Source organism: Exiguobacterium sp. RIT594 (assembly GCF_003339585.1).
Classification (GTDB): domain Bacteria; phylum Bacillota; class Bacilli; order Exiguobacteriales; family Exiguobacteriaceae; genus Exiguobacterium_A.
The window spans coordinates 118,762-140,330 of record NZ_QPKF01000003.1 but is presented as its reverse complement, the minus strand read 5'-3'; the positions used below and the strand labels follow the sequence as shown (position 1 = coordinate 140,330).

Genomic DNA, 21,569 nt, shown 5'->3' with positions numbered 1-21,569 from the left:
CTTTAAATGGTAAAGAGATGGTGTATTCCTCATCGTCAGCAGCAGCGGTCTGTCTTTTTTCGAAAGAGGTGGAAAGTTGTGGCGAAAAAAGAAGAAAAGCACCATATCATGACCTTTACATTTGAAGAAGAAGCGACCTCGTATCAGGTATTCAGTGAATTAAAGAAATATCATGCGAATAGCCAAGTCGATTTTGAACAAATCGCTGTCATTAAACGAAGTGAAAGCGGAGCTTTTTCCTTTGAAGATGCTGTCGACTTGAGCGGCTCCAACAAAGCTTTTAAAGGTTCTTTAATCGGTATGGCAGTCGGGATTCTCGGGGGACCGTTCGGTATTTTATTAGGTTCGATGACCGGGATGCTGATTGGCGGATCAAAAGACTTAAAAGAGAATCAAGCTGTTCAAGAAACATTCAAACGGACACTTGGTGTGATTCCACCCGGTAAGACAGGAATCATTGCAATCGGGGAAGAATTCGAACCATCCGTACTGGATGGACTGGTCGCGAAACATAATGGAACGATTGATCGGACAGATGAATTGCTCGAAAAATAATCAAAAAAATCCTTCCCTCATCAAGAGGGGAGGATTTTTTTAGATTAAGATTGACGTTCTTTTTTTACTTTTTTGAAGAAGAAGAGCTCGTAGACGACCGGGACGATGATGAGCGTCAAGAGTGTTGACGTCGTCAATCCGCCGATGACAGTCAAGGCGAGACCTTTTGAAATCAGGGTACCGGATGACGTTGTCAGCGCGAGCGGGACAAGCGCCATGATAGTAGCGAATGCCGTCATCAGGATGGGACGAAGTCGTGTCTTACCGGCCTCAATCAAGGATTCCCGAACCGGAAGTCCACGTGTGATGTTCTGACCAATCCGGTCAACAAGCACAATCGCGTTGGTCGTGACGATTCCGATCAGCATGAGGAATCCGATCATGACACTGACAGACAATGGTTCGTTAGCTAGGAACAGTGTAACGAGCGAACCGATCGGAACGAAAATGAGCGATGACAAGATGATGAACGGAATCCGTGCTTTTCCGAACGTGATTAACATCGTCAAGTAAACGAGACCGATGGCAACGACGATGGCAATTCCGAGAGACTGGAAGATTTCAACCGTATCATCATTTCCGCCGCCACTTGTTAAGGAAACGCCGTCCGGCAAGTCAATTTTTTCGACAGCAGCTTTGACGTCACTGGAGACCGTTTGGACGTTATCGCCTTTGACTTGACCCGAAACGCGGGCATAGACTTTACCGTCCAGTTTTTGAATCGATGTGAAGGTATCGACTTCATTGACGGTTGCGACATCTTTTAAGGCGACAGGACCGGCAGCCGAGAAGAGCTGGACATTTTCAAGATCTTCTTTCGACGTCAAGTCTTCCTTGTAAGACAATTGGACGTCCTGATCTTTGTCATCAAGGTTCAGTGTACCGACCGTGACAGGTTTAGTCTGGTCGTTGACCGTACCAAGAATCTGGAAGCCGGATAAACCACGATCACTGGCTTTTTCAGAATCAATTTCGACAAGGAATTGTTTTTGTTTCTCGCTAAAGTTATTCGTAACATATTTCAAATCATTGTTTTTGTTCATATTGTCTTCCACCAGTTTAGCTGCTTTTTGGAGCGCTTCTAAATCAGTCGAGAACAAATCAACATCTACATTATTATTGGATGGGGGACCACCTGTCGACAGTTCAGCAACGCTGATTTTGACGTCGACACCATCTTCTTTTGCGATATCATCCATTTTGGTTTCGAGGGATTTGATCGTTTTTTCGACATCAGCCCCGTCTTTTAAATTCAAGAAGTAGCTGGCTTTGTTGTCAAGTCGCAATCCGGTCGTGAAGTCACGTGCTCCGACGGATGTCGTGACATCAGCAATGGCGTTTTCCTGATCAAACATTTTTTCCATGTTCAGCGAAACATCACTTGTTTTCTCAAGCGACGTTGCAGCAGGAAGCTCCAGTGAAGCAGTCAATGTTTTTGAAGCTTCATTCGGAATGAACGTAAAGCCGAGTTGCGGTACGATGGCAAGCGAACCACCGAGTAACAAGAAGGAAACAACTAAGATGATCGCTTTATGCGACAATGATTTTTCAATCAGTGTGCCGTACCACCGTTGTAAGACGCCTTCTTTTTCTTCCGCCGGTACCTTTTTAAAGGCGAACTTCGCTAAGATCGGTACAATTGTAATCGCGACAAGCAGGGAAGCGAGTAACGAGAAGATGATGGTTAAGGCGAACGGTAAGAAGAATTTACCTGTGATACCGCCGACAAAGCCGATCGGCAAGAAGACGACGACGGTCGTAAGCGTCGAAGACGTGATGGCTTTTAAAATCTCTTTTGTTGATTGTTCGATGACTTCATCTGTCATACCGCCATCTGATTTTCGGACCCGTCGGAAAATGTTTTCAATGACGACGATACTGTCATCGACGACCCGGCCGACAGCAACTGCCATACCACCGAGTGTCATGATATTTAATGAAATATCCTGCCAGTTCAAGAAGATGGCCGCAATCAAGAGCGACAGCGGAATTGAGACGATTGCAATGATCGTCGCCCGAATATTCCGTAGGAACAAAAGGACAGCCAGTGAAGCGAACAAGGCCCCGAGTAATCCTTCTTTGACAAGCGTAGCGACGGATTCTTCGATGTCTTTCGCAGAATCAATACCAATCGTATAATCGATTTGGTCATCATATTTGTTTAAGATTTTTGTGACGCCGTCAGCAATTTCAACCGTATTAGCGTCTTGTTTTTTGGTAATCGCCATCGAGAGAGAATCTTTTAAATCATAACGTGTTTTTTCACTTTGCTTCGAGACTGCTTCGATGGTAGCGATGTCTGAAAGACGAACCGGTTCAGCCGGTTCCGCTTGTTCTGCCGGAGCACCCGTTTCGCCAGCGGGAGGTCCTGCTTGAGCAGGTTGGCCCTGGCTGCCGGAAGGAGCACCGGAAGCAACGCTTGACGTCAATTGGAGATTTTTTAATTTATCCAAGTTTTCCAGTTTTTCTTCGACCCGGATCGGAATCTTCGAATCACCTTCTGCGAGCTGACCAGACGGGAAGGAAACATACTTGGCATTGATTTGTTCTTTGATGCTTGATAACGATAAGCCGGCAGCTGTCGCTTTTTTATTGTCGACCGTAATCTGGACTAAATCATCTTTGTAACCACCAACAGAAACACTGTTGATGCCCGGAATTTTATTCAGTTCCGGTTCAATCTCATCCTTTAAAAGGGACTCAATCTCTTTTCCGTCTTTACTAAAGAAGGAAATGTTGTAGATTGGGAACGATCCGAATGAGAACCGGTTTAACTTCGTTGTCGCTTCTTCCGGAAGGTTAGCATCCTGGATCGCAGCATCGATTTGTTGTTCGACCTTGTCCATATCGGTATCAAATGGGAATTCGATATTGATGATCCCGATACTTTCATAAGCAGAGCTCGTGATTTTTGTCGAGCCCTCGATCCCTTTCAGTGCTGTCTCGAGTTTTGAGACGACCTGTTTATCGACATCATCCGGAGATGCGCCTGGATACACAGCTTCTACTGAAATTTGAGGAAATTCAATTTCAGGAAACTGATCCACTTTAAGCTGAGAAAACGAATATACGCCGCCTAAAACTAATAAAATAGCAATAATAAATACAGCGACAGAGTTCTTTAAACTAAACCTTGTTAAAAAATTCAACAGTTACCCCTCCTTTATTTTATATGTGCTTATTTACATAGTAGAGGACGAAACGAAACCCTGCAACTTTGAACTGTAGAGCAGAAAGAAAAAATATAATAAAAAAAATCAGAGAAAAGTCTTTACAGTTTTCAATATGTTGCTATAATAAACATATACCCAGGACACACGATCATGATTCTGTAGCTCAGCTGGGAGAGCGCTACCTTGACAGGGTAGAGGTCGCTGGTTCGAGCCCAGTCAGAATCATACCGAACTCCCGTTCATCACACGATGAACGGGAGTTTTTTCATGTAAAAAAGCTGTTCCTTCATTATATGAGGGAACAGCAACGTGAGCACCTATTGAATTTCTAATCGAAGGTCGCCCATCTTTGTCCAACCGGCCATCGTCGTCATGCGGTAAAAGACGAGTGTCAAGACACCGGGAAGGACGACGCCGGTTGCAAAAAAGATCAGGAACGCATTAAAACCCTGATTAACGAAGATGTTGAGTGGGGCAATCATTGAATTTAATCCGAGACCCGCAAGTTCATAAGGGACTTCAAGTGAAAGAACAAGTGTGGCGATGGGTGCCGAGATCATCGCGGCCAGGAACGGAGCGACGACAAGTCTTGGATTCTTAACGATGTTCGGAAACTGAACCTTTGGTGTGACGAAGAACGAAGCGATCAAACCGCCGGGATCTGTTTGACGATATGCCATCAATGTAAATCCGACAAACTGAGCTGAACAACCGATTAAAGCAGCGGCACTGGCGACCGGGTCGAGTTGAAGGGCGATTGCGAGTGCAGCCGATGAAGCGGGTGACATCAATAAGACACTAAAGATAAGAGCAATAACAAGTGATGTTGCAATCGGTGAAGACTCGACGGACGCAGTAACCATTGCGCTGAATCGTGTGAGGAGAGGTGTTGTGACGGCAGCGGCACCAAGGCCGGTAAAACCGCCGGCGAGAACAGCACTGACCGGGATGACCATCATGTCGAATTTTGTTTTCCCTGTCATCCGTTTTCCGACGAAGACGGCCACAGCAGCTGCGAGTAACGCACTGATTGGTTGCCCCGGTACGAGGACAAGACCGGCATCCGTCGGTTGAAGTGCGGCTCCGCCAATCGTCGCGGCAATCATCGCACTGAATAAGACTAAGGTGTTTCCGCCAAGCTGATAAGCAATTCCGGCTCCGAGTGCGGGGGCGAGTAAGACTTTGGCGACGCCGCCGATTGTCAGTAACATTTCAATATGTAAGAGATTTCCGAACGTCTCAATCAATAATCCTACCCCTAACGTCACTAACACGGCATTTGCCATCCCGGCAGATACTTTCACCATTCGATCCATCGCATATTCTTTCAACTCACTCATCCTCTCTCTATTTCGCTTTGCCATGAAAAAAACCTATCCGGTATCGGATAGGCGCCAGTATTCCTGCGGGCGCCTCATTCGATGCATCGAAAGGAGGGCCCAAAATCAATTCCGAAAATCAGCGGAAAAGGTTTCAGTCCCTCGAGCATAGAATAATCAGTCGGCCAGCAATGTGGTTTACATACATAAAGTGTATTCCCCTCTCCGTGAATTTTTCTAAGCCTAACACGGGTAAGATGAATAATCAATATTTTCTGACAATTTATTTTTCGTGATTTTTGAACTTAAAATCAGGGGAAAGATAAGAATGGCATAAGATGAACATTGGAGGCGGTTTCATGAAATTTGCAGTCATTACGGATATTCACGGCAATGCAACGGCATTAGAAGCAGTTTTAAAAAGAATAACGGAAGAAGCAGATGTCTCAGAAATTTTCTGTCTCGGAGATTTGATTGGCATCGGACCACAAACGAATGAAGTCATCGAAATTGTGCGATCGACACCACACATGACGACCATCAGCGGAAATCATGACGAAAATGTCCTTGCGTTGATCCATGGTCAAAAATATCCGGATAGTTACCGTCATGCGAAAAACCATCATCAATGGATTGCCGATCAGTTAACACCGGACAATCAACGTTTTTTGGAGCAGCTCCCAAGAACCGTCCGAAAAACATTTTCGGAACAGGAAGCATTGTTTACACATTATGCGTATCTGGATGAAACAAAAGCGATTGGAGAGGAACCGTTGGCAGATACGGTGGACGGAACAGAACAATCCCTGCCCGAGCTCTTTAAAGGCGAGCAAGCGAGTCTGATTTGCTTTGGGCATCATCATCCGAAACAGTTGGTCCGGGCGATGGGGATAACTTACCTGAATCCGGGGGCGCTAGGCTGTCAGCCGGAAGCTGTAGCACCATTTGCGGTAGTCGAACTGAACAGCGGAGAGTGGAACGTGAATGTCATTGAAGTGAAGTACGATGACCGACCGTACCTTGAAGCGTTTAATGCGGCACCGATGCCGGAAAAAGAACTGTTGCGTAAACTGTTTTTAGGCGGAAGAACATGAAAAAACGATCCGCTTGAATAAGCACGGATCGTTCGATGGATGACACATGTGATTATAAAAAACGGCTTACAAGAACGAGCATTAAAGGGACGGCGATAAGTAAAATCCCGATGATCCGTTTCGTCCGGCTTCGTTTCCATTGAAAGGCAAGCGCAAGGAAAGGGGATACAAGAAATCCGATAAATAAGGTGATCAATGTTAAAATGAAAAACAGAAAATCTGTTTTGGAGCTGGTGCGGGTGTACGATTTCCACATATCAACGAGTGATACAATGACGTAGACCAGCAAAGCTAACGTGAACAGAAAATTGGACAGTAAAAGCTGGGACAAATAAAACACTCCATTCAAGTACGAGTAAGGATCGATCACACAAAAACAGCCTCTCCATTCATCGAGAGGCTGTTTTCATTATAACAATTTTAACATTGCTTGACTGATTGTTTTTAAATCAAGCGGTTTCCCGATCAGCGGCCATTCAGAAATCAAGGCAATATACGTCTTGAACAGTAAGAACGCAGTTACTTCGACCGGAACGGCCGGAGAACGTTTTTCAAGTTCCAACCGTGTTTCCAGCAGATTCTTTATATATTCGACGATATGCTGCTCGATTCGAATCCGTAGCTCCGACATCTCCTGAAGTTTCAGTGTCTGGGTTTCTTGTGTGATTTGTAAGATAAACAGATGCTGCTGTTGATGATTGACAATGGCATCAATCATCGCCTGTTTATTTTCTTCGACCGAAGCTGTCGTCGTATAGGCATTTTCCGCTTCTGCCTTCATCTCCTGCAACACCCGTGTGACGAGGGATTCAAACAAATCAAGTTTACTTTCAAACAATTGATAGACGGTTGGTTTTCCGACATGAGCCCGTTTGGCAACCCGTTCGATAGTCGTTCCTTTATATCCGAGTTCTGAAAAGCAGGCCAGCGCCGCATCTAAAATGAGATGTTCTTTATCAGACAGTGTCATGGCGTTTTCTCGCTTTCGTTGAGAGTAAGATGCGTTTTCCACCTAATGCACCAGCGAAGCTGATAGCGAGAGCAGAAAACAGAATCAAACCAAGAATCTGACCGTTTGTGATGAGTGTATCGGTAACTCCGATTCCAAGTGCCTCACGGAAACCTGTGACCGAGTAAGTCATCGGCAGGAAGCGGTGAATCGTTTGGAAGAAGCTTGGAGTCATTTCGACCGGGAACGTACCGCCGCTGCCGCCGATTTGAAGCAGCAGAAGTAAGAAGGCACTGAACTGTCCGACACGACCGAAGAGCATGGTTAACGTAAAGAGTAGTGTGATGAACGTCATCCCTGTCAAAGCAGCGAAACCATACAGTGCAGGGGTGCTTGCAACATCGGCATCAAGTACATAAATAATGGCGACGGAAGCCGCAATCCCTTGTAACGCACCAATCGGTAAGATGATCGACAGTTTTCCGACGAGGAACCGCCACGTTAATGTCTCACCATGTTCAGGACGGATCTGGTAAACAGAAGAGAACATCAAGGCACCGGCAAACAAGGCGATGCTGAGGATGTAAGCCGCAAGACCTGATCCGTAGTTGTTGACGGTCGAATAATCATGTTCTTTTAAGACAACCGGTTCAGCGAGCATGTTGTCCCGGGCGTTGGATGGTTTGACAGTCGCATCTTTCGCGCCTTTACCGAGTTCGGTTTTCAATGTGTTGGCACCATCGGCAAGTTTCGAGTTTCCATCTGCCAAGCGTGAAGCGCCATCCGTCAGTTGACCGGCACCGGAAGAAATGGCGACGGCACCGTCTGACAGCTGACCGAGACCAGAAGTCAATTGACCGGATGCTGTACTGGCATCGTTCGCACCGGTTGCCAGTTGCTGGGCACCAGCCGTTAATTGGGTGCTTCCGACAGCTGCTTTATGCACGCCGTCTGTATAGGCCGTCAAACCTTGCGTGAGCGTGCCTTGTCCTTGTTCGAGACTTTTTGCACCGGCAAGTAGTTGAGTTTGTCCTTGCTCTAATTGTTTTGAACCAGCAAGTAGTTGGGTTTGTCCTTGTTCCAATCGTTTTGAACCGTCAAGCAGTTGTGCGAGCCCACCATCGAGTTGCGAGACAGCAGAAGCAATACTTTGACCACCAACCGCAAGCTGATTGATTTTTTCTGTTGCATCATTCGCTTTAGCAAGGCTTGCATCAAGTGTCGATTCTTGCTGTGCTAAATTTTGAACGTTTTGTTCCATCGTTGCGATGGATTGAAGCAAAGCACCTTTTTCTTCTTCCGTTAAAGTTTCAGATGAAGCAATGACTGCCTTGATACTCGCGACATTTTCTTCAAGTGCTTCACGACGAGTACTTAACTCTTGTTTTAACGTATCCGCCGCATCGTTGACTGCTACCAGCGAGGCATTGGCTTCTTGAGCCCGGGCGTTCAGTTGATCGAGACCGGCTGTGAACTCCGGCAGGTCGTTGTCGAGCTTCGACGCACCGGCCGAGGCTGTTTCGAGACCTTGACGGAGTTCCGTCGATCCGGCAGCTGAACTTTCGAGACCTTGACGAAGTTTCGTCGATCCGGCAGCTGAACTTTCGAGACCTTGGCGGAGTTTTGTCGATCCGGCCTGTAGATCGGCTGAACCTTTCATTAACTTTCCGCTGTTGTCATCGAGTTGATTGAGGCCGCTCGATAATTCACCGGACTTCTCTGCCAGTGTTTTTGTTCCACCGCTTAACGTGTTGAGACCGCTTGTAAGCTGGACGGAACCGTCCGCGGCTTTTGTTAAATTCGTGGACAACTCATTTGTCCCGCTCGTTAATTTACTGAGATTTGTTGTCAGTGTTTTGGCGCCATCTGTCGTTTTCTTCGCGCCGTCCTCCAGTTTCGCCGAACCTTCGGATGCATCTTCGAGTCCTTTGGCGATTTTTTTAAGGGATCCGAAAATCGCACTGCTGTATTGTTTCGTGACGGATTTACGGATCTTTTCGTTTAATTGTTTGGCAGCAGCGCTGGAAATCTGCGTACCGGAGTAGTTTTTGGCTGGATTCAGATAATATTCCAACTCAATTTTTTTCGGATGATCATCGAGTAAAGTAGTCGCATTATGAGAAAACTTCTTTGGGATGACGACTGTCATGTAAATATCACCGGCGCGAAGCTTTTTAGCCGCATCTTTACGTGAGAGATACTGCCAGTCAAAGTCATCATTTTTTTTCAGTTTTTTGACGAACTGATTTCCGATATCAATTTTTTCTCCTTCGAACTTCGTCGCCTTGTCTTCATTGACGACTGCGACCTTAATGTTTTCTGTCTTACCATACGGATCCCAAAAAGCAGATAAAAAGATCGAGTTATAAAGAAACGGGACGAGGATAAGTGCAAGAATCACGATGATCATCATCGGGCTTTTTAATTTTTTCCATTCTGAACGAAACATAAATCAAATCTCCTTCTTGAAACTAAAAACTAATTTAAGTTTCTGGTTTTGATGAAATTTACTTTACGCCTTTTTATGAAGGAAAGCAACTACTTAAGTCGATGAATTGCTGAGAAAAAGAATTGTTTCTCTTTTGTAATCATTCCAGACGAAAAAACACCCAACCTAATGAAGGAAGAGTGCATTTCAGATTAAGGGAGTAATAAGATTTTTCCGGTGCTCTGACGGCTTTCCAAGTAATCATGAGCCCGTTGTCCGTCCGAGAGGGAGAAGGTAGTCGGAGAAGCGATTTGCAGTTGACCGGATTCCAACCAACTGAACAATTCTCCGGCCCGACGGATACGTTCTTCACGAGTCGTCAGAACGTTCCATAGGTCACCACCGGTCAGTGTTTTCGAAGTATCCATCAGGAAGCGTGGGTCGACAGAAACCGGATCACCGCCGGCCATGCCGTAAAAGACGACTGTTCCATGGATTTTCGTCACTTGAAAACTGTTCATCAATGTCGAGCCGACCGATTCGTAGACGACATCGACGCCACGCTGATCCGTCAGTGTTAAAATCTGTTCGACCCAGTTATCCGAATACAAAAAGACATGTTCGGAACCGGCTTGTTTAGCGATATCCGCCTTTTCCATCGATGACGTCAAACCAATCGGGATGGCTCCGTGTAATCGGACAATCTGTGTCAACAATTGACCGACGCCACCGGCTGCTGCATGGACCAACACCAAATCTTTCGGCCGGATCGGATAACTGTCCCGTGTCAGGTAGTGCGCAGTCAAACCTTGTAATAGAAGGGAAGCTGCTGTTTCATATGAAACAAAATCCGGTAAGGGAATCACTTTATCAACGGGTGCGGCAACGAATTCGGCATTCGCGTTTGGGACATCGGCAAAGGCGACACGTTGCCCGACTTGAAGATCAGTCACAGCAGCACCGATTTGTGTAATGATGCCTGAACCCTCGTAACCGAGCAGGTAAGGCGGCGTGCCTTCCAAATGATAATTGCCTTTCCGGCGGTAGATGTCGGCAAAGTTTAATCCGATGGCCTTCATTTCAATTAATACTTCATTCGACTTGATTTCAGGAGTCGGATATTCTTCGTAATGCAGTACACTTGAATCTCCGAAGGTACGAAATGTAAGAGCTCGCATGGTAAATACACGTCCTTTTTAGTAGTTGTCAAAGGTAGTATAATTCACTTAAGCAGAAAATCCTCTTCATATGCGTTAGAGTAAGGGAAAAGAAGGTGAGACCACATTGAAACAAGTCCTACTCGGTGGGATTCATTTTTATCAAAAAGTGATTTCGCCGATGAAACCGGCGACCTGCCGATTTTATCCGACCTGCTCGCATTACGGAAAAGAAGCAATCGAGAAGCACGGTGCCTTAAGAGGCGGTTATTTAACGACCCGTCGTTTGTTACGTTGTCAACCGTTTCATCCGGGCGGACTCGACTTTGTACCGGAGACATTTGACTGGAAGGCGCCGTTACAACGGGAAAACCCGGCAGAACATCAAAAGTAATTCAAAAAGAGTCTGAGCTCGTTAAACGAGTTCAGACTCTTTTTTGAATGTTACAAATCACCGGTTAAAAATTGTGCTTTTCCTAAACCGAAACTCCAGTCAGCTGCATCATTCTCGACGATTGAGACCATCAGATCAGCAGGCGAGAGTCCGCATACAGCTTGCAACCGTTCAGCCAGTAAACGATAGAGTGCCTGCTTTTTCTCTTCTGTCCGTGTTTTACTTGTCACACTGATAACGACGACTTGATTGGAACGTGTCAACCCGAGTCCGGTATCCTCAATGATCATTTCGTTCGCTTTATGTGTATGAACGATTTGATAACGATCCCGTTCCGGTACGTCAAAAGCTTCAAGCATCGCCTCATGGGCAGTATCGAGTAAAAGTTTCAGTTCTTCATCCGAGCGTCCTTCAATGACATCAAAACGCAGTAATGGCATATTCATCGTCCTCTCTAATATGTAGAAGTACGGGAAACCCCGTACTTCATATTTAAGCTTAGCTTATTCAAAGAATGGTTTGTACTGACGGCGTTCGTGCATGACAGACAACCACTGCACAGTTGAGAATTCTTCAAGTACCCATTCGCCGTTGAAGCGGCCGAGACCTGAATCTTTTTCGCCGCCAAACGGCATATGCGGCTCATCGTTGACGGACTGGTCATTGATGTGGATCATGCCCGTTTCAACCTGAAGTGCAAATTCTGTTGCCCGTTCGATTGAAGAACCGTGAACAGCACCACTTAATCCGTAAGGAAGTGAGTTGGCGAGTTCAAGTGCTTCTGCATCATCTTTAAACGGAATGATGACAGCGACCGGTCCGAAGATTTCGTTTTTAGCAAGCGGCATATCATTTGTAACACCTGTGACGACCGTAGGTGCGATGACGTTTCCGTCTGCTTCACCGCCGACGCGGACTGTTGCACCCGCTGCTTTTGTTTTTTCAATCTCTTCCATGATGCGGTCGACTTGCGATTGGTTAATCAATGGACCGACTTGCGTACGGCCATTCGATGGATCACCAAATTGAAGTTCTTTGACACGGGCGACGTATTTTTCAACGAATTCATCGTGAATCGATTGAGCGACCAAAATACGGTTGGTTGACATACAAATTTGACCTTGGTGGTAGAACTTGCTGTAAACTGCTGATTCAACGGCACGATCAAGATCAGCGTCATCAAGTACGACGAAGACGTTGTTTCCACCGAGTTCGAGTGCTGTCTTTTTCAAATGTTTCCCTGCGAGTTCGCCGATGTGACGACCGACTTCGGTAGAACCAGTAAACGAAATCAAGCGTGGGACCGGGTGCTCGACGATCGAATCGCCAATTTCTGACCCGCGACCGACGATGACGTTTAAGACACCTTTCGGTAAACCGGCTTTTTCAAAGAGACTGGCGAAAATCAAGCCGCCTGAAACCGGTGTATCGGTTGCCGGTTTAACGACGACAGCGTTCCCGATAGCGATGGCTGTGGCGATGGAACGGACGGCAAGGTGGAACGGGAAATTCCAAGGACTGATGACACCGATGACACCGAGTGCTTTCCGGTAAATCCGGTTTTCTTTACCCGGTACGACAGACGGACGGATTTCGCCATGCATCCGCAGTGGGAAAGTAGCCGCTTCTTTAACGATTAAGACCGAAGCAAGAAATTCACCTTCTGCTTTAATCCGTGTACTGCCTGATTCTTTGATCAGCCAATCAACAATCGTTTCTTTCTCTTCATACATGACTTTTAGGAATTCTTCGATTAAGGCTTGGCGTTTAAGTGCCGGCACTTTTGCCCACTCTTTTTGTGCGACTTTGGCAGATTGGTAAGCATCATCCAAGTCATCGTTGTTAGCTGCTGAAATCTCAAACAGCGTTTCGCCCGTGAAAGGGTTCGTATTCGTCATATTGCTGTCACTTGCGCCTTTGCGCCACTGACCGTTAATGAAAATTTTAGTGAAGTCTGTATTGAGTGATGATTTTGTATGTTGTTGCATAGTTTTCATCTCCAATTCGTTTTGATAACACTTAAGTTATTCACGTTATGTGAAGAAGTAAAACACAAACCGACACTTTCACAAAGTGAATCGACTCGGCGGATTTTTAAAAAGATGAGGCGAAGACGTTTTACTAGATGAGGAAACAGGAATTAAAAAATATATCGATATATTAGAGTGGAGTGGATGAAATGTGCAGAAGCTGAAACTGGTGTACCGGGAAACGAATTGGTGGTGGCCGCTCCTTTATGGAGTAGGGGGAGCCGTATTGACGGCGGTTGTTCTGATGGTGGATTTGTATGCAAAAGAACTGTTTCCGAATGACTGGAAAACAACACTCGGTTTGGCTCAGACCATTCACAGTGCAGTCTTTACCGGATTATTGACGATGATGACATTTACGTTCTCGACGATTTTGGTCGTCCTGACAACCTATTCTTCACAATTTTCTCCCCGCACCTTACCGAACTTTATTGAAAATCGACAAGTTCAACATATTTTCGGGATTTTTATCGGAACCGTCACATATTCGATTACTATGCTGTTCTTCATGCGACCGTCGCTGAAAGACAGTGTCGTCGCTTCTGCCGTCGCCGTCATCGTTGTATTGATCGCGGTCATTGCCTTTGTCGCATTCGTGCATATCGTCAGTCAATCGATTCGGGTCACGACGTTACTCGATCGTTTACATGAAGAAGGCTGTACGCTGATTGACGATCATGTGGAAGCGATAGACGGAGGTCAGTATCAATTGGTACCGGCAAACCAGTCAACGTATTCATTCGCACTTAACGCTCCGCAAACCGGTTATTTACAGGCGGTCGATTATGAATTGCTGATGAAGTCAGGTGAGCACGTCGCAATTGAGGTGACGATCGGAAGTTACGTCACGCAAGGACAACGAATCGGTAGTGCCGAAAAAGAACACGTGGAGCAAGGAGTTCTTATCGGGCCGACGCGTTCGGCCGAACAAGATTTTGCGTTTGTGATTCAAAAGCTGTCTGAGGTGGCGCTTCGGGCGATTTCACCCGGTATCAATGATCCGAATACAGCACGCCATGCGATGCGGCAAATCGGTGATTTATTCAGACGATATACCATGCTTCCGGACGGCGACCTCCTGGTCAACGGGGAAGGGAAGGTGACAGTCAAGCGGCTCGCGTTTTCTGAACTGTTGTACTTGACGTTTTATCAACTGCGGCATTACGGCGAAGAAGATATTTCAGTCCTTTCGACGATGCTTGAGGCACTTGAAATCATGAAACGGAATGCTTTACCGGAACACAGAGCGAGCATTGACCGGTTCATTCCGTTTGTCTGCTCGCAGGTCGACTGGCCGGCATTAAACGACTGGGACCGTCAACATTTGGAACAGGCTCAAAAAAGGGCACTTTCATGAAACCAGTCGAAGCTTTTTAACGTAATCAAGAAGAGAAAGAACAGCAGAAAGTAGGAGATTGGCATGACCATCATATTATGGAGTTTGATTGCAGCTTGTTTTTTGGCTGCGTTCGCAGGACTTGTCTATCCTGTCATTCCAAGTGCACCTTTGCTCATCATTGGATTTTTGATTTATGGATTTGGATTCGGTTTTACCGAGTTGACCGTCAGTTTCTGGGTCATTCAAGCTATCTTCGTTGTCCTGTTATTTACGTTGGATTATTTGGTCAGCTCTTATACCGTTGACCGTCGTGGCGGTTCACAGGCTGCAAAAATCGCGACGACCGTCGGCTTGATTGCCGGTCCCTTTATTCTGCCGGGGATTGGATTGTTGATTTTCCCGTTCGTCTTTGCGATTTTAACGGAAAAAATCATCAGCAAGAAAACATGGAGGGATTCTGTTTCAATCGGAATCGGGACCGTACTGGGAATCCTGTCGAGTGCCTTGTTAAAAGGAATCGCGATGTTATTAATGATTGTCGTATTCATCATGTACGTCGTGTGACGAAAAAGAAAGATTATCTGCAAGTACACATTTTCCGAGAGTTCCGTTATAGTATGAATATGAAAAAGTAGAGAAGCTTGTTCATTAAAAACAAGCTTCTTTTTGATGGAGAAGACCGATAAGAGGATTGTCGGCTTAATTTAAATGGAGGTGAATCCCCTTAGTTTGGGGAAACGATTGGACAGTACACACGCAGTGGAGACATTCGATACAACAACGATTATCATTCGGCTTTTGATTATTGCACTATTAATTGTGTTGACCGCTTTTTTTGTCGCAGCAGAATTTTCAGTTGTCAAAATGAGAATGTCCCGAATCGATCAATTGATCACAGAAGGCAGTAAAACCGCGAAGACGGCTAAGAAATTATTAGACAACCTGGATTATTATTTATCTGCCTGTCAGCTTGGAATTACCGTGACAGCCCTTGGACTGGGATGGTTAGGGGAGTCAACGGTCGGTGCGATTCTTGCAATGGTATTCAAGGAGATTGCGCTTCCGGAATCGGTCTCGACGGTTGTTTCCTTTACGTTAGCTTTTTCCGTCGTGACGTTTTTACACGTCGTCCTCGGAGAACTTGCCCCGAAATCGCTGGCGATTCAAAAAACAGAAGCCATTACGATGTTGCTTGCCCCGCCGCTTTACTGGTTCGGGAAAGTCATGAAACCCGTCATTTGGTTGCTGAACGGATCTGCCCGTGTGTTCTTGCGTTTGTTTGGAGTCGAACCGGTTGGTCATGAAGATGCCCACTCGGAAGAAGAAATCAAAATCATCATGACGCAAAGCTACAAGAGCGGTGAAATCAATCAGACGGAACTTTCGTATATGCAGAATATTTTTTCGTTTGATGAGCGGATTGCGAAAGATATCATGCTTCCGCGAACGGACTTGATTACGATTTCGAACGATGCGTCGATGGAAGATATCATCGCCCTTGTCGAAGAGTATCAATTCACGCGATATCCGGTTGCAGAAGAAGGCGACAAAGATAAAATCTTAGGTTTCATCAACGCGAAGCAGTTGTTTACGGATCATATGGCGAACAAAGGGAAAGCCTTGAGTTATTATGTACACAACCTTCCGATTGTCTCGGAATACTCGCCCTTACAGGATGCGATGTTGAAGATGCAGGTCGAACGCACACCGATGGCGCTTGTCATCGATGAATATGGCGGAACGGCCGGTGTCATCACGATGGAAGACATCCTGGAAGAGATTGTTGGTGAAATCCGGGACGAGTTTGATAAAGACGAAAAAGCAGATATTGAACAGATTCATGAGCGCCTGTACCGGATTTCAGGTCGTGTCCTGATTGATGATTTAAACGAACGCTTTAACCTTGGAATTGAAGAAGAAGATATTGATACGATTGGTGGCTGGGTCATGGCGCAGGATACGGAAGTATCGAGTGGTCAGGAATTCCGTTACAAAAACCATACGGTCAAAGTCATGGAAGTCGACAACCATCAAGTGAAATCCATTTACTTGCAGTTACCGGAAAAAGAACCCGTTACAGAAGAAATCGTTTGAATGTAAGGAACAGGACTACACTTCGGTGTGGTCTTTTTTTGTTAGAAAAAATACCTTTGATTGTTTATTCTTCTCCATACAGTGGTAATACAGTTTATGTGGCCAAAACAAGCTACCAAAATTAGCGGATAAAGGGGTTCTTATTCATGACGAAAACAATTCTTACTTCACGTGCAACTGCAGTAGGGGGACGCGATGGAAAGGTCGCCTCTGACGATAACGTAATCAATTTAGACCTTGTGATGCCGGGTACGAAAGGCAAAGAAAATATTCCTACTTCAAATCCAGAACAATTATTCGCAGCAGGATACGCTGCATGCTTTGACGGGGCATTCAACTTGATGGCCCGCCAAGATAAAAAACGTGTCGAGACACGTACGAATTCCGAAGTCAGCTTACTTGAAGACGAAGAAGCAGGCGGCGTCAAAATCGCTGCTAAGCTTGTTGTTGAAGTAGTTGGCGTAACAGAAGAAGAAGCAAAAGACTTACTCGAAAAAACACATCAATTCTGCCCGTATTCAAAAGCAACACGCGGTAACATTGATGTTGATTTATCGGTCAAAGTAGTAGAATCCTTAGAAAACTGATTTGTTCTGAAGAGGGAGGGAAGTAAGATGTCTCCAAAAGAAACGGATCGACCAAACGAAAAGTTTGAAGATGAACGAAAACGTTTGACAGACAAGGAACTTGAACTTTCACCCGAACAGCAAAAAGAAGTTTTAAAAGGTAAAGATCAGATGCCGGATGATCCGGTGTCGCCAAGAGATCGAGGACTAGATAAGTAACATAATTTTTTATTTGGGGGATGAATGAAATGAGTAAAAAAGTAGCTGTTGTACTTGCAGATCATTTCGAAGATGTCGAATTTACCGGACCTGTCGATGCATTGAAAGAAGCAGGTCATGAAGTAACAGTCATCGGAACAGAAAAAGGTGCAGAATTAGTCGGGAAACAGGAAGAAGCGAAAGTGAAAGTCGATGTAACAATCGATGAAACGTCTTCTTCGGACTTTGATGCATTATTGATTCCAGGCGGTTTTTCACCGGACTTACTCCGCGAAGATGATCGTTTCGTCACATTTACGGAAGAGTTTGATTCATCTAAAAAACCGATTTTCTCCATCTGTCATGGTCCACAATTGATGATTAACGCGAAAATCGTCAAGGGACGTAAAATGACAGGATATAAATCAATTCGAGTTGATTTAGAAAATGCGGGTGTGACGTATGAAGACAATGAAGTGGTCGTCGATGACAACTTCGTGTCAAGCCGTCAACCGGATGATATCCCGGCATTTAATCGCGAAATGCTAGCAAAATTAGGATAACCGCTTCAAGTGAAAATGAGCGTTCGTTGACTTAAGTCAGCGAACGCTCATTTTTAGTTCTCTGGATAATCGCAAAGTTCGGTAATGACACCATGCGAATGACGGGGATCCATATAGATCAGTCGCCGGCCGAGCGGCGTTTGACGGTACGTATCTTCTAAAAATGTAATGCCTCGTTCTTTTGCTTCCAAAATGGCTTGATCCAAATCATCGACACGATAAGCAATATGATGAACGCCTTTTCCACGTTGTTTTAAAAAACGGGCAATCGGACTTTCCGGGCTGGTAGGAGTCAATAATTCAATATGCGCATCTTCAAATTCGATGACAGCAATATTGGAAGCAACTCCAGGTGTCGGATTGCTATACTCACGGATTAATGTTCCACCCAAAATAGTTGTATAAAATGTGATCGCTTCCTGCATATCCCGAACAGCGATGCCGGTATGATCCAAATACATAAAACAGTTCCTCCTTTACTTCGATAGTCATAGTGTGGCAAACTCTTCCCCAACACGCAATGTAGAAGGTTTAATTAAGGCATCTACACAAAGGCGAAAAGAGAACTTATCAAAAATGACATCTCACTGAAATATAATAGAGGGAAAATGAATGCTATAATCAAAAACGTTCTTATAATTTTTAAAAAGTATTATTAAATTTAAATAAAATCATTCGATTACTTATATAAACCAAACAGAAAAAGAGGGAATACTACATGAAAAAAACGTTCGCGTCGCTCATCGTTTCCGCACTTATTCTTTCATCGACTCCTCACTTTGTAGCAGCAGATGACTTAAGTGAACAAAAAGCTAAAAATGAACAAAAACAACAAGAAAATGCTAATACTCAAAAAAACTTAGAATCGTCTGTGAATCAAGAAGGACAAAAAATCTCGAAGACTCAGCAAGAAGTGAATCGTCTAGACGAAGCATTAAACGAAAAAATGTTCGCAGTTGAAACAAAAGATCGTCAAATCAAAGCAACTGAAGCTGAAATCGTTGAACTTGGGAAACAGATTAAAAAGTATAAAGCGAAATTAAAGCGTCAGGAAAAGCTGCTTGGTGACCGCCTTCGTGTCATGCAAGAAAATGATGGGAACTCCATTAAATGGGAAGAAGTCATCTTTGGTTCAAAGGATGTCGGAGATCTTGTCAGCCGTGTATTAGCGGGGAAATCGATCTCGCAACAAGACGATAAAATGATTACCGACTATCAAAACACACAAAAGAAATTAGCAGCTGCTCAACAGGAATTAAAAGATAAAAAAGCCAAACTTGTGACGGAGAAACAAGAATTAAAACGTCAACAAGCCGAACTTGAACAACAACTGAAAGAACGAAACAAACGCTTAAAAGAACTCCGGAAACAAAAAAAGAAATTTGAAACGCAGTTGATGGATGCAAAAGAAGTACAACAGATTTTGATTGCACAAGAACAAGCGATCGCCGCTGAAAAAGCAGCACGCGAACGTGAAGCGAGAATCGAAAAAGAGCGTCAAGCACAGGCGGCACGTGAAGCAAAAGCGCGTGCAGAAGCACAAGCGGCACAGGCAGCAGCAGCTCAAAAAGCAGCAGCTGAACAACAGGCGGCAGAAGCGGCCGCTGCTAAAGCAGCAGCACAAGCAGAACAAAAGTCTTCGGCACCTGCGACTTCAACAAAACAATCTACACCATCTGTGACTGTGCCAAAAGCAGCACCTGCAGCACCTGCACCAACACCAGAACCAGCGGCACCAACGCCTGCACCATCATCTTCTTCTATGTTTATTCATCCAACAAGTGGATCAATCACACAAGGATATGGTTCAGCAAGCGGTTCGAATGGTTACTCTTTCCACAATGGAATTGATTTCGGCGCTCCAGTCGGTACCCCGATTGTTGCAGCAGCAACAGGGACGGTCATCACTGCATCAAGTGGCGGTCCGTACGGTAATCATGTCATGATTGCACACCAATTAAATGGAAAAACATATACAACGGTTTATGCGCATATGAGTTCGTTAAAGGCACATGCCGGACAGCGTGTCAGTCAAGGACAACAAATCGGAGCCCTTGGTAGCACTGGGAACTCAACAGGCCCACACTTGCACTTTGAAATTCATGTAGGTGGTTACAGCTACAGTGCTTCAGGACCAGCGAATTCTGTAAATCCAATGTCGATGTTATAATAACGAAAAAAGACGATTGCTACGGCAGTCGTCTTTTTTTATGTTTTTATAAAAACTAAAAATGTTATATTACGATAAAACGCTTTCAGTTGAAACACAAATGAAATTTTACTGAAACTATTACGGTGCTATAATCAATCTCAGACAGAAATACTTTGAATTAAATACTTTTCAAATAAGAAATCATACATAAGCGAGGAAACCAAACATGCTAAAAAAATTGTTCGCAACGGTATTGTTAGGGGCGTTACTTGTATCCACTGTGCCGACCTCTGGTCAAGCTGCAACGATTAAAGAAAAGAAATCTCAAAATGCGACAGAGCAACGTCGCTTGGAAAAAGCCATCAAAAAACAAGAAGCTAAAATATCAGTAGAGCAACGCGAAATTAATAAAATTGATGCGGCCATCAACGAAAATATTTTCCGGATTTCGGAAAAAAACAAGCAGATAAAACAATTGAATCTCCAAATTGAAGATCTTGAGGCAGAAATCGCCCGTTATGAAATCATGCTCACCCGACAGGAAGAGTTGCTTGGTGACCGCTTACGTGTCCTTCAAGAAAATGATGGGAATTCCATCAAATGGGAAGAGGTCATTTTTGGTTCGAAAAACTTGGGTGATTTGTTTAGCCGTGTCATGGCCGGGAAAAAAATTGCAGAGCAAGATGATAAAATGATTTCTGCTTATTTGGAAACACAAGAAAAGCTGGCAGACATGAAAAAAAATCTTATTGCGAAAAAGACAGAACGTGTTCAAGAAAAAGAATCACTGCTCGTCCAAAAGAAACAGTTAAAACAACAGATGAAAGAACGGAGTGCAACCCTAAAGAAATTACGTAAAGGGAAAACAAAGTTCACGACCAAACTGTTGAACGCAAAAGAATTACAAGCAACTCTAGAGGCTCAAGAAAGAGCGATTGCGGCAGCAAAAGCAGCAGCGAAAGCAGCAGCAGAAAAAGCGGCTGCTGAAAAAAAAGCAGCTGAACGTGCTGCAAAAGAGGCAGCAAAATCAACGCGCGAGTCAAGCGAAGCGACGGTTCTTCCGACTCCTGTCAGCAGTGTGCCGACGGGATCCGCGAAGTTCGTTCGTCCGGCTTCAGGCGGTGTTTCACAAGGTTTTGGACCGGCTAGTGGAGCGAACGGCTATACGTTCCATAATGGTGTTGACTTCAGTGGCCCCGTCGGCTCACCGATTCGAGCTGCGGCTTCCGGAACAGTCATTACGGCTGGAAGCGGCGGACCTTATGGGAATCACGTCATGATTTCACATTTCCTTGACGGTCAGGTGTATACAACAGTGTACGGTCATATGAATTCGTTATCGGTTTCAGCAGGTCAGACGGTCACTCAAGGTCAAACGCTTGGTACTCTTGGCAGTACCGGGAATTCGACAGGACCGCATCTCCACTTTGAACTGCACATCGGTGGATACCAATACAGTGCGACAGGACCGGCTAACACGGTCAATCCACTTGGATACCTCTAAAAACGAGCTTCGGCTCGTTTTTTTTATGGTGCTGTGATACAGTGAAAAAGAATT

20 protein-coding genes and 1 tRNA gene are annotated in these 21,569 nt (G+C 44.9%); 12 read left to right on the top strand and 9 right to left on the bottom strand.

The annotated features are described in order from the left end of the window. Nucleotides 1-78: 78 nt before the first annotated feature. A complete protein-coding gene (locus tag DVG79_RS11850) occupies nucleotides 79-555 on the top strand; it encodes a DUF456 domain-containing protein (RefSeq protein WP_114596904.1) in 477 nt (158 codons plus the stop codon). A 44-nt stretch (nucleotides 556-599) separates the two neighbouring features. On the opposite strand, the gene DVG79_RS11845 is transcribed toward DVG79_RS11850, so the two are convergent. Further along, nucleotides 600-3,704, bottom strand: coding sequence for an efflux RND transporter permease subunit (locus tag DVG79_RS11845; protein WP_114596903.1), 3,105 nt, complete (start codon nucleotides 3,702-3,704; stop codon nucleotides 600-602). Nucleotides 3,705-3,880: 176 nt separating this feature from the next. Between DVG79_RS11845 and DVG79_RS11840 the strand changes: the two genes are divergently transcribed. Further along, a tRNA-Val gene (locus tag DVG79_RS11840) sits at nucleotides 3,881-3,953 on the top strand. Nucleotides 3,954-4,045: 92 nt separating this feature from the next. Here DVG79_RS11840 and DVG79_RS11835 read toward each other — a convergent pair. Further along, nucleotides 4,046-5,068 carry a PTS sugar transporter subunit IIC gene (locus DVG79_RS11835; protein WP_041261459.1) on the bottom strand — a complete coding sequence of 341 codons (1,023 nt, stop codon included), beginning with the start codon at nucleotides 5,066-5,068 and terminating at the stop codon, nucleotides 4,046-4,048. A gap of 338 nt (nucleotides 5,069-5,406) precedes the next feature. Here DVG79_RS11835 and DVG79_RS11830 point away from each other — a divergent pair, with 338 nt between their 5' ends. Continuing rightward, the gene (locus DVG79_RS11830) at nucleotides 5,407-6,141 is read left to right on the top strand and encodes a metallophosphoesterase family protein (protein ID WP_114596902.1); all 735 of its coding nucleotides are present in this window, start codon (nucleotides 5,407-5,409) and stop codon (nucleotides 6,139-6,141) included. 52 nt (nucleotides 6,142-6,193) lie between these two features. Here the strand turns inward: DVG79_RS11830 and DVG79_RS11825 are convergent, their stop codons facing one another. From DVG79_RS11825 to DVG79_RS11810, 4 genes are all read right to left on the bottom strand, one after another. Beyond that, a complete protein-coding gene (locus tag DVG79_RS11825; RefSeq protein WP_147269821.1) occupies nucleotides 6,194-6,472 on the bottom strand; it encodes a hypothetical protein in 279 nt (92 codons plus the stop codon). A 78-nt stretch (nucleotides 6,473-6,550) separates the two neighbouring features. Continuing rightward, nucleotides 6,551-7,111 (bottom strand): TetR/AcrR family transcriptional regulator, encoded by a 561-nt coding sequence (locus DVG79_RS11820; protein ID WP_114596901.1) that lies wholly within the window; start codon nucleotides 7,109-7,111, stop codon nucleotides 6,551-6,553. Continuing rightward, nucleotides 7,098-9,539, bottom strand: coding sequence for a YhgE/Pip domain-containing protein (locus DVG79_RS11815; protein WP_114596900.1), 2,442 nt, complete (start codon nucleotides 9,537-9,539; stop codon nucleotides 7,098-7,100). The genes DVG79_RS11820 and DVG79_RS11815 overlap by 14 nt, the downstream gene beginning before the upstream one ends. 191 nt (nucleotides 9,540-9,730) lie before the next feature. Then, entirely contained in the window at nucleotides 9,731-10,696 is a 966-nt protein-coding gene (locus DVG79_RS11810; RefSeq protein WP_114596899.1) for a quinone oxidoreductase family protein, read from the bottom strand. A 106-nt stretch (nucleotides 10,697-10,802) separates the two neighbouring features. On the opposite strand from DVG79_RS11810, the gene yidD reads away from it, so the two are divergent. Then, nucleotides 10,803-11,069, top strand: coding sequence for a membrane protein insertion efficiency factor YidD (yidD, locus tag DVG79_RS11805; protein WP_012369433.1), 267 nt, complete (start codon nucleotides 10,803-10,805; stop codon nucleotides 11,067-11,069). Nucleotides 11,070-11,119: 50 nt separating this feature from the next. Here the strand turns inward: yidD and DVG79_RS11800 are convergent, their stop codons facing one another. Both DVG79_RS11800 and DVG79_RS11795 read right to left on the bottom strand, forming a co-directional pair. Beyond that, nucleotides 11,120-11,509 (bottom strand): tautomerase family protein, encoded by a 390-nt coding sequence (locus tag DVG79_RS11800; protein ID WP_114596898.1) that lies wholly within the window; start codon nucleotides 11,507-11,509, stop codon nucleotides 11,120-11,122. A 63-nt stretch (nucleotides 11,510-11,572) separates the two neighbouring features. Further along, nucleotides 11,573-13,057 carry an aldehyde dehydrogenase family protein gene (locus DVG79_RS11795; protein ID WP_114596897.1) on the bottom strand — a complete coding sequence of 495 codons (1,485 nt, stop codon included), beginning with the start codon at nucleotides 13,055-13,057 and terminating at the stop codon, nucleotides 11,573-11,575. Between the two features lie 193 nt (nucleotides 13,058-13,250). Here DVG79_RS11795 and DVG79_RS11790 point away from each other — a divergent pair, with 193 nt between their 5' ends. From DVG79_RS11790 to DVG79_RS11770, 6 genes are all read left to right on the top strand, one after another. Further along, nucleotides 13,251-14,456 carry a DUF2254 domain-containing protein gene (locus DVG79_RS11790; protein WP_114596896.1) on the top strand — a complete coding sequence of 402 codons (1,206 nt, stop codon included), beginning with the start codon at nucleotides 13,251-13,253 and terminating at the stop codon, nucleotides 14,454-14,456. A gap of 63 nt (nucleotides 14,457-14,519) precedes the next feature. Beyond that, nucleotides 14,520-15,002 carry a DUF456 domain-containing protein gene (locus tag DVG79_RS11785; protein ID WP_114596895.1) on the top strand — a complete coding sequence of 161 codons (483 nt, stop codon included), beginning with the start codon at nucleotides 14,520-14,522 and terminating at the stop codon, nucleotides 15,000-15,002. 165 nt (nucleotides 15,003-15,167) lie between these two features. Then, entirely contained in the window at nucleotides 15,168-16,532 is a 1,365-nt protein-coding gene (locus DVG79_RS11780; protein WP_114596894.1) for a hemolysin family protein, read from the top strand. A 146-nt stretch (nucleotides 16,533-16,678) separates the two neighbouring features. Then, nucleotides 16,679-17,119 (top strand): Ohr family peroxiredoxin, encoded by a 441-nt coding sequence (locus tag DVG79_RS11775; RefSeq protein WP_114596893.1) that lies wholly within the window; start codon nucleotides 16,679-16,681, stop codon nucleotides 17,117-17,119. A gap of 27 nt (nucleotides 17,120-17,146) precedes the next feature. Next, nucleotides 17,147-17,317, top strand: coding sequence for a hypothetical protein (locus DVG79_RS16200; protein ID WP_165871683.1), 171 nt, complete (start codon nucleotides 17,147-17,149; stop codon nucleotides 17,315-17,317). Between the two features lie 29 nt (nucleotides 17,318-17,346). Then, nucleotides 17,347-17,859 (top strand): type 1 glutamine amidotransferase domain-containing protein, encoded by a 513-nt coding sequence (locus DVG79_RS11770; RefSeq protein ID WP_114596892.1) that lies wholly within the window; start codon nucleotides 17,347-17,349, stop codon nucleotides 17,857-17,859. Nucleotides 17,860-17,912: 53 nt separating this feature from the next. Here the strand turns inward: DVG79_RS11770 and DVG79_RS11765 are convergent, their stop codons facing one another. After that, on the bottom strand, nucleotides 17,913-18,320 hold the full coding sequence (locus DVG79_RS11765) for a VOC family protein (RefSeq protein WP_114596891.1): 408 nt from the start codon (nucleotides 18,318-18,320) through the stop codon (nucleotides 17,913-17,915). 257 nt (nucleotides 18,321-18,577) lie between these two features. Between DVG79_RS11765 and DVG79_RS11760 the strand changes: the two genes are divergently transcribed. Together DVG79_RS11760 and DVG79_RS11755 are read left to right on the top strand one after the other, a co-directional pair. After that, nucleotides 18,578-20,029 (top strand): murein hydrolase activator EnvC family protein, encoded by a 1,452-nt coding sequence (locus tag DVG79_RS11760; RefSeq protein WP_114596890.1) that lies wholly within the window; start codon nucleotides 18,578-18,580, stop codon nucleotides 20,027-20,029. Nucleotides 20,030-20,237: 208 nt separating this feature from the next. Next, complete coding sequence (locus DVG79_RS11755; protein WP_114596889.1) at nucleotides 20,238-21,515, top strand: murein hydrolase activator EnvC family protein; 1,278 nt, start codon at nucleotides 20,238-20,240, stop codon at nucleotides 21,513-21,515. The last annotated feature ends 54 nt before the right edge of the window (nucleotides 21,516-21,569 follow it).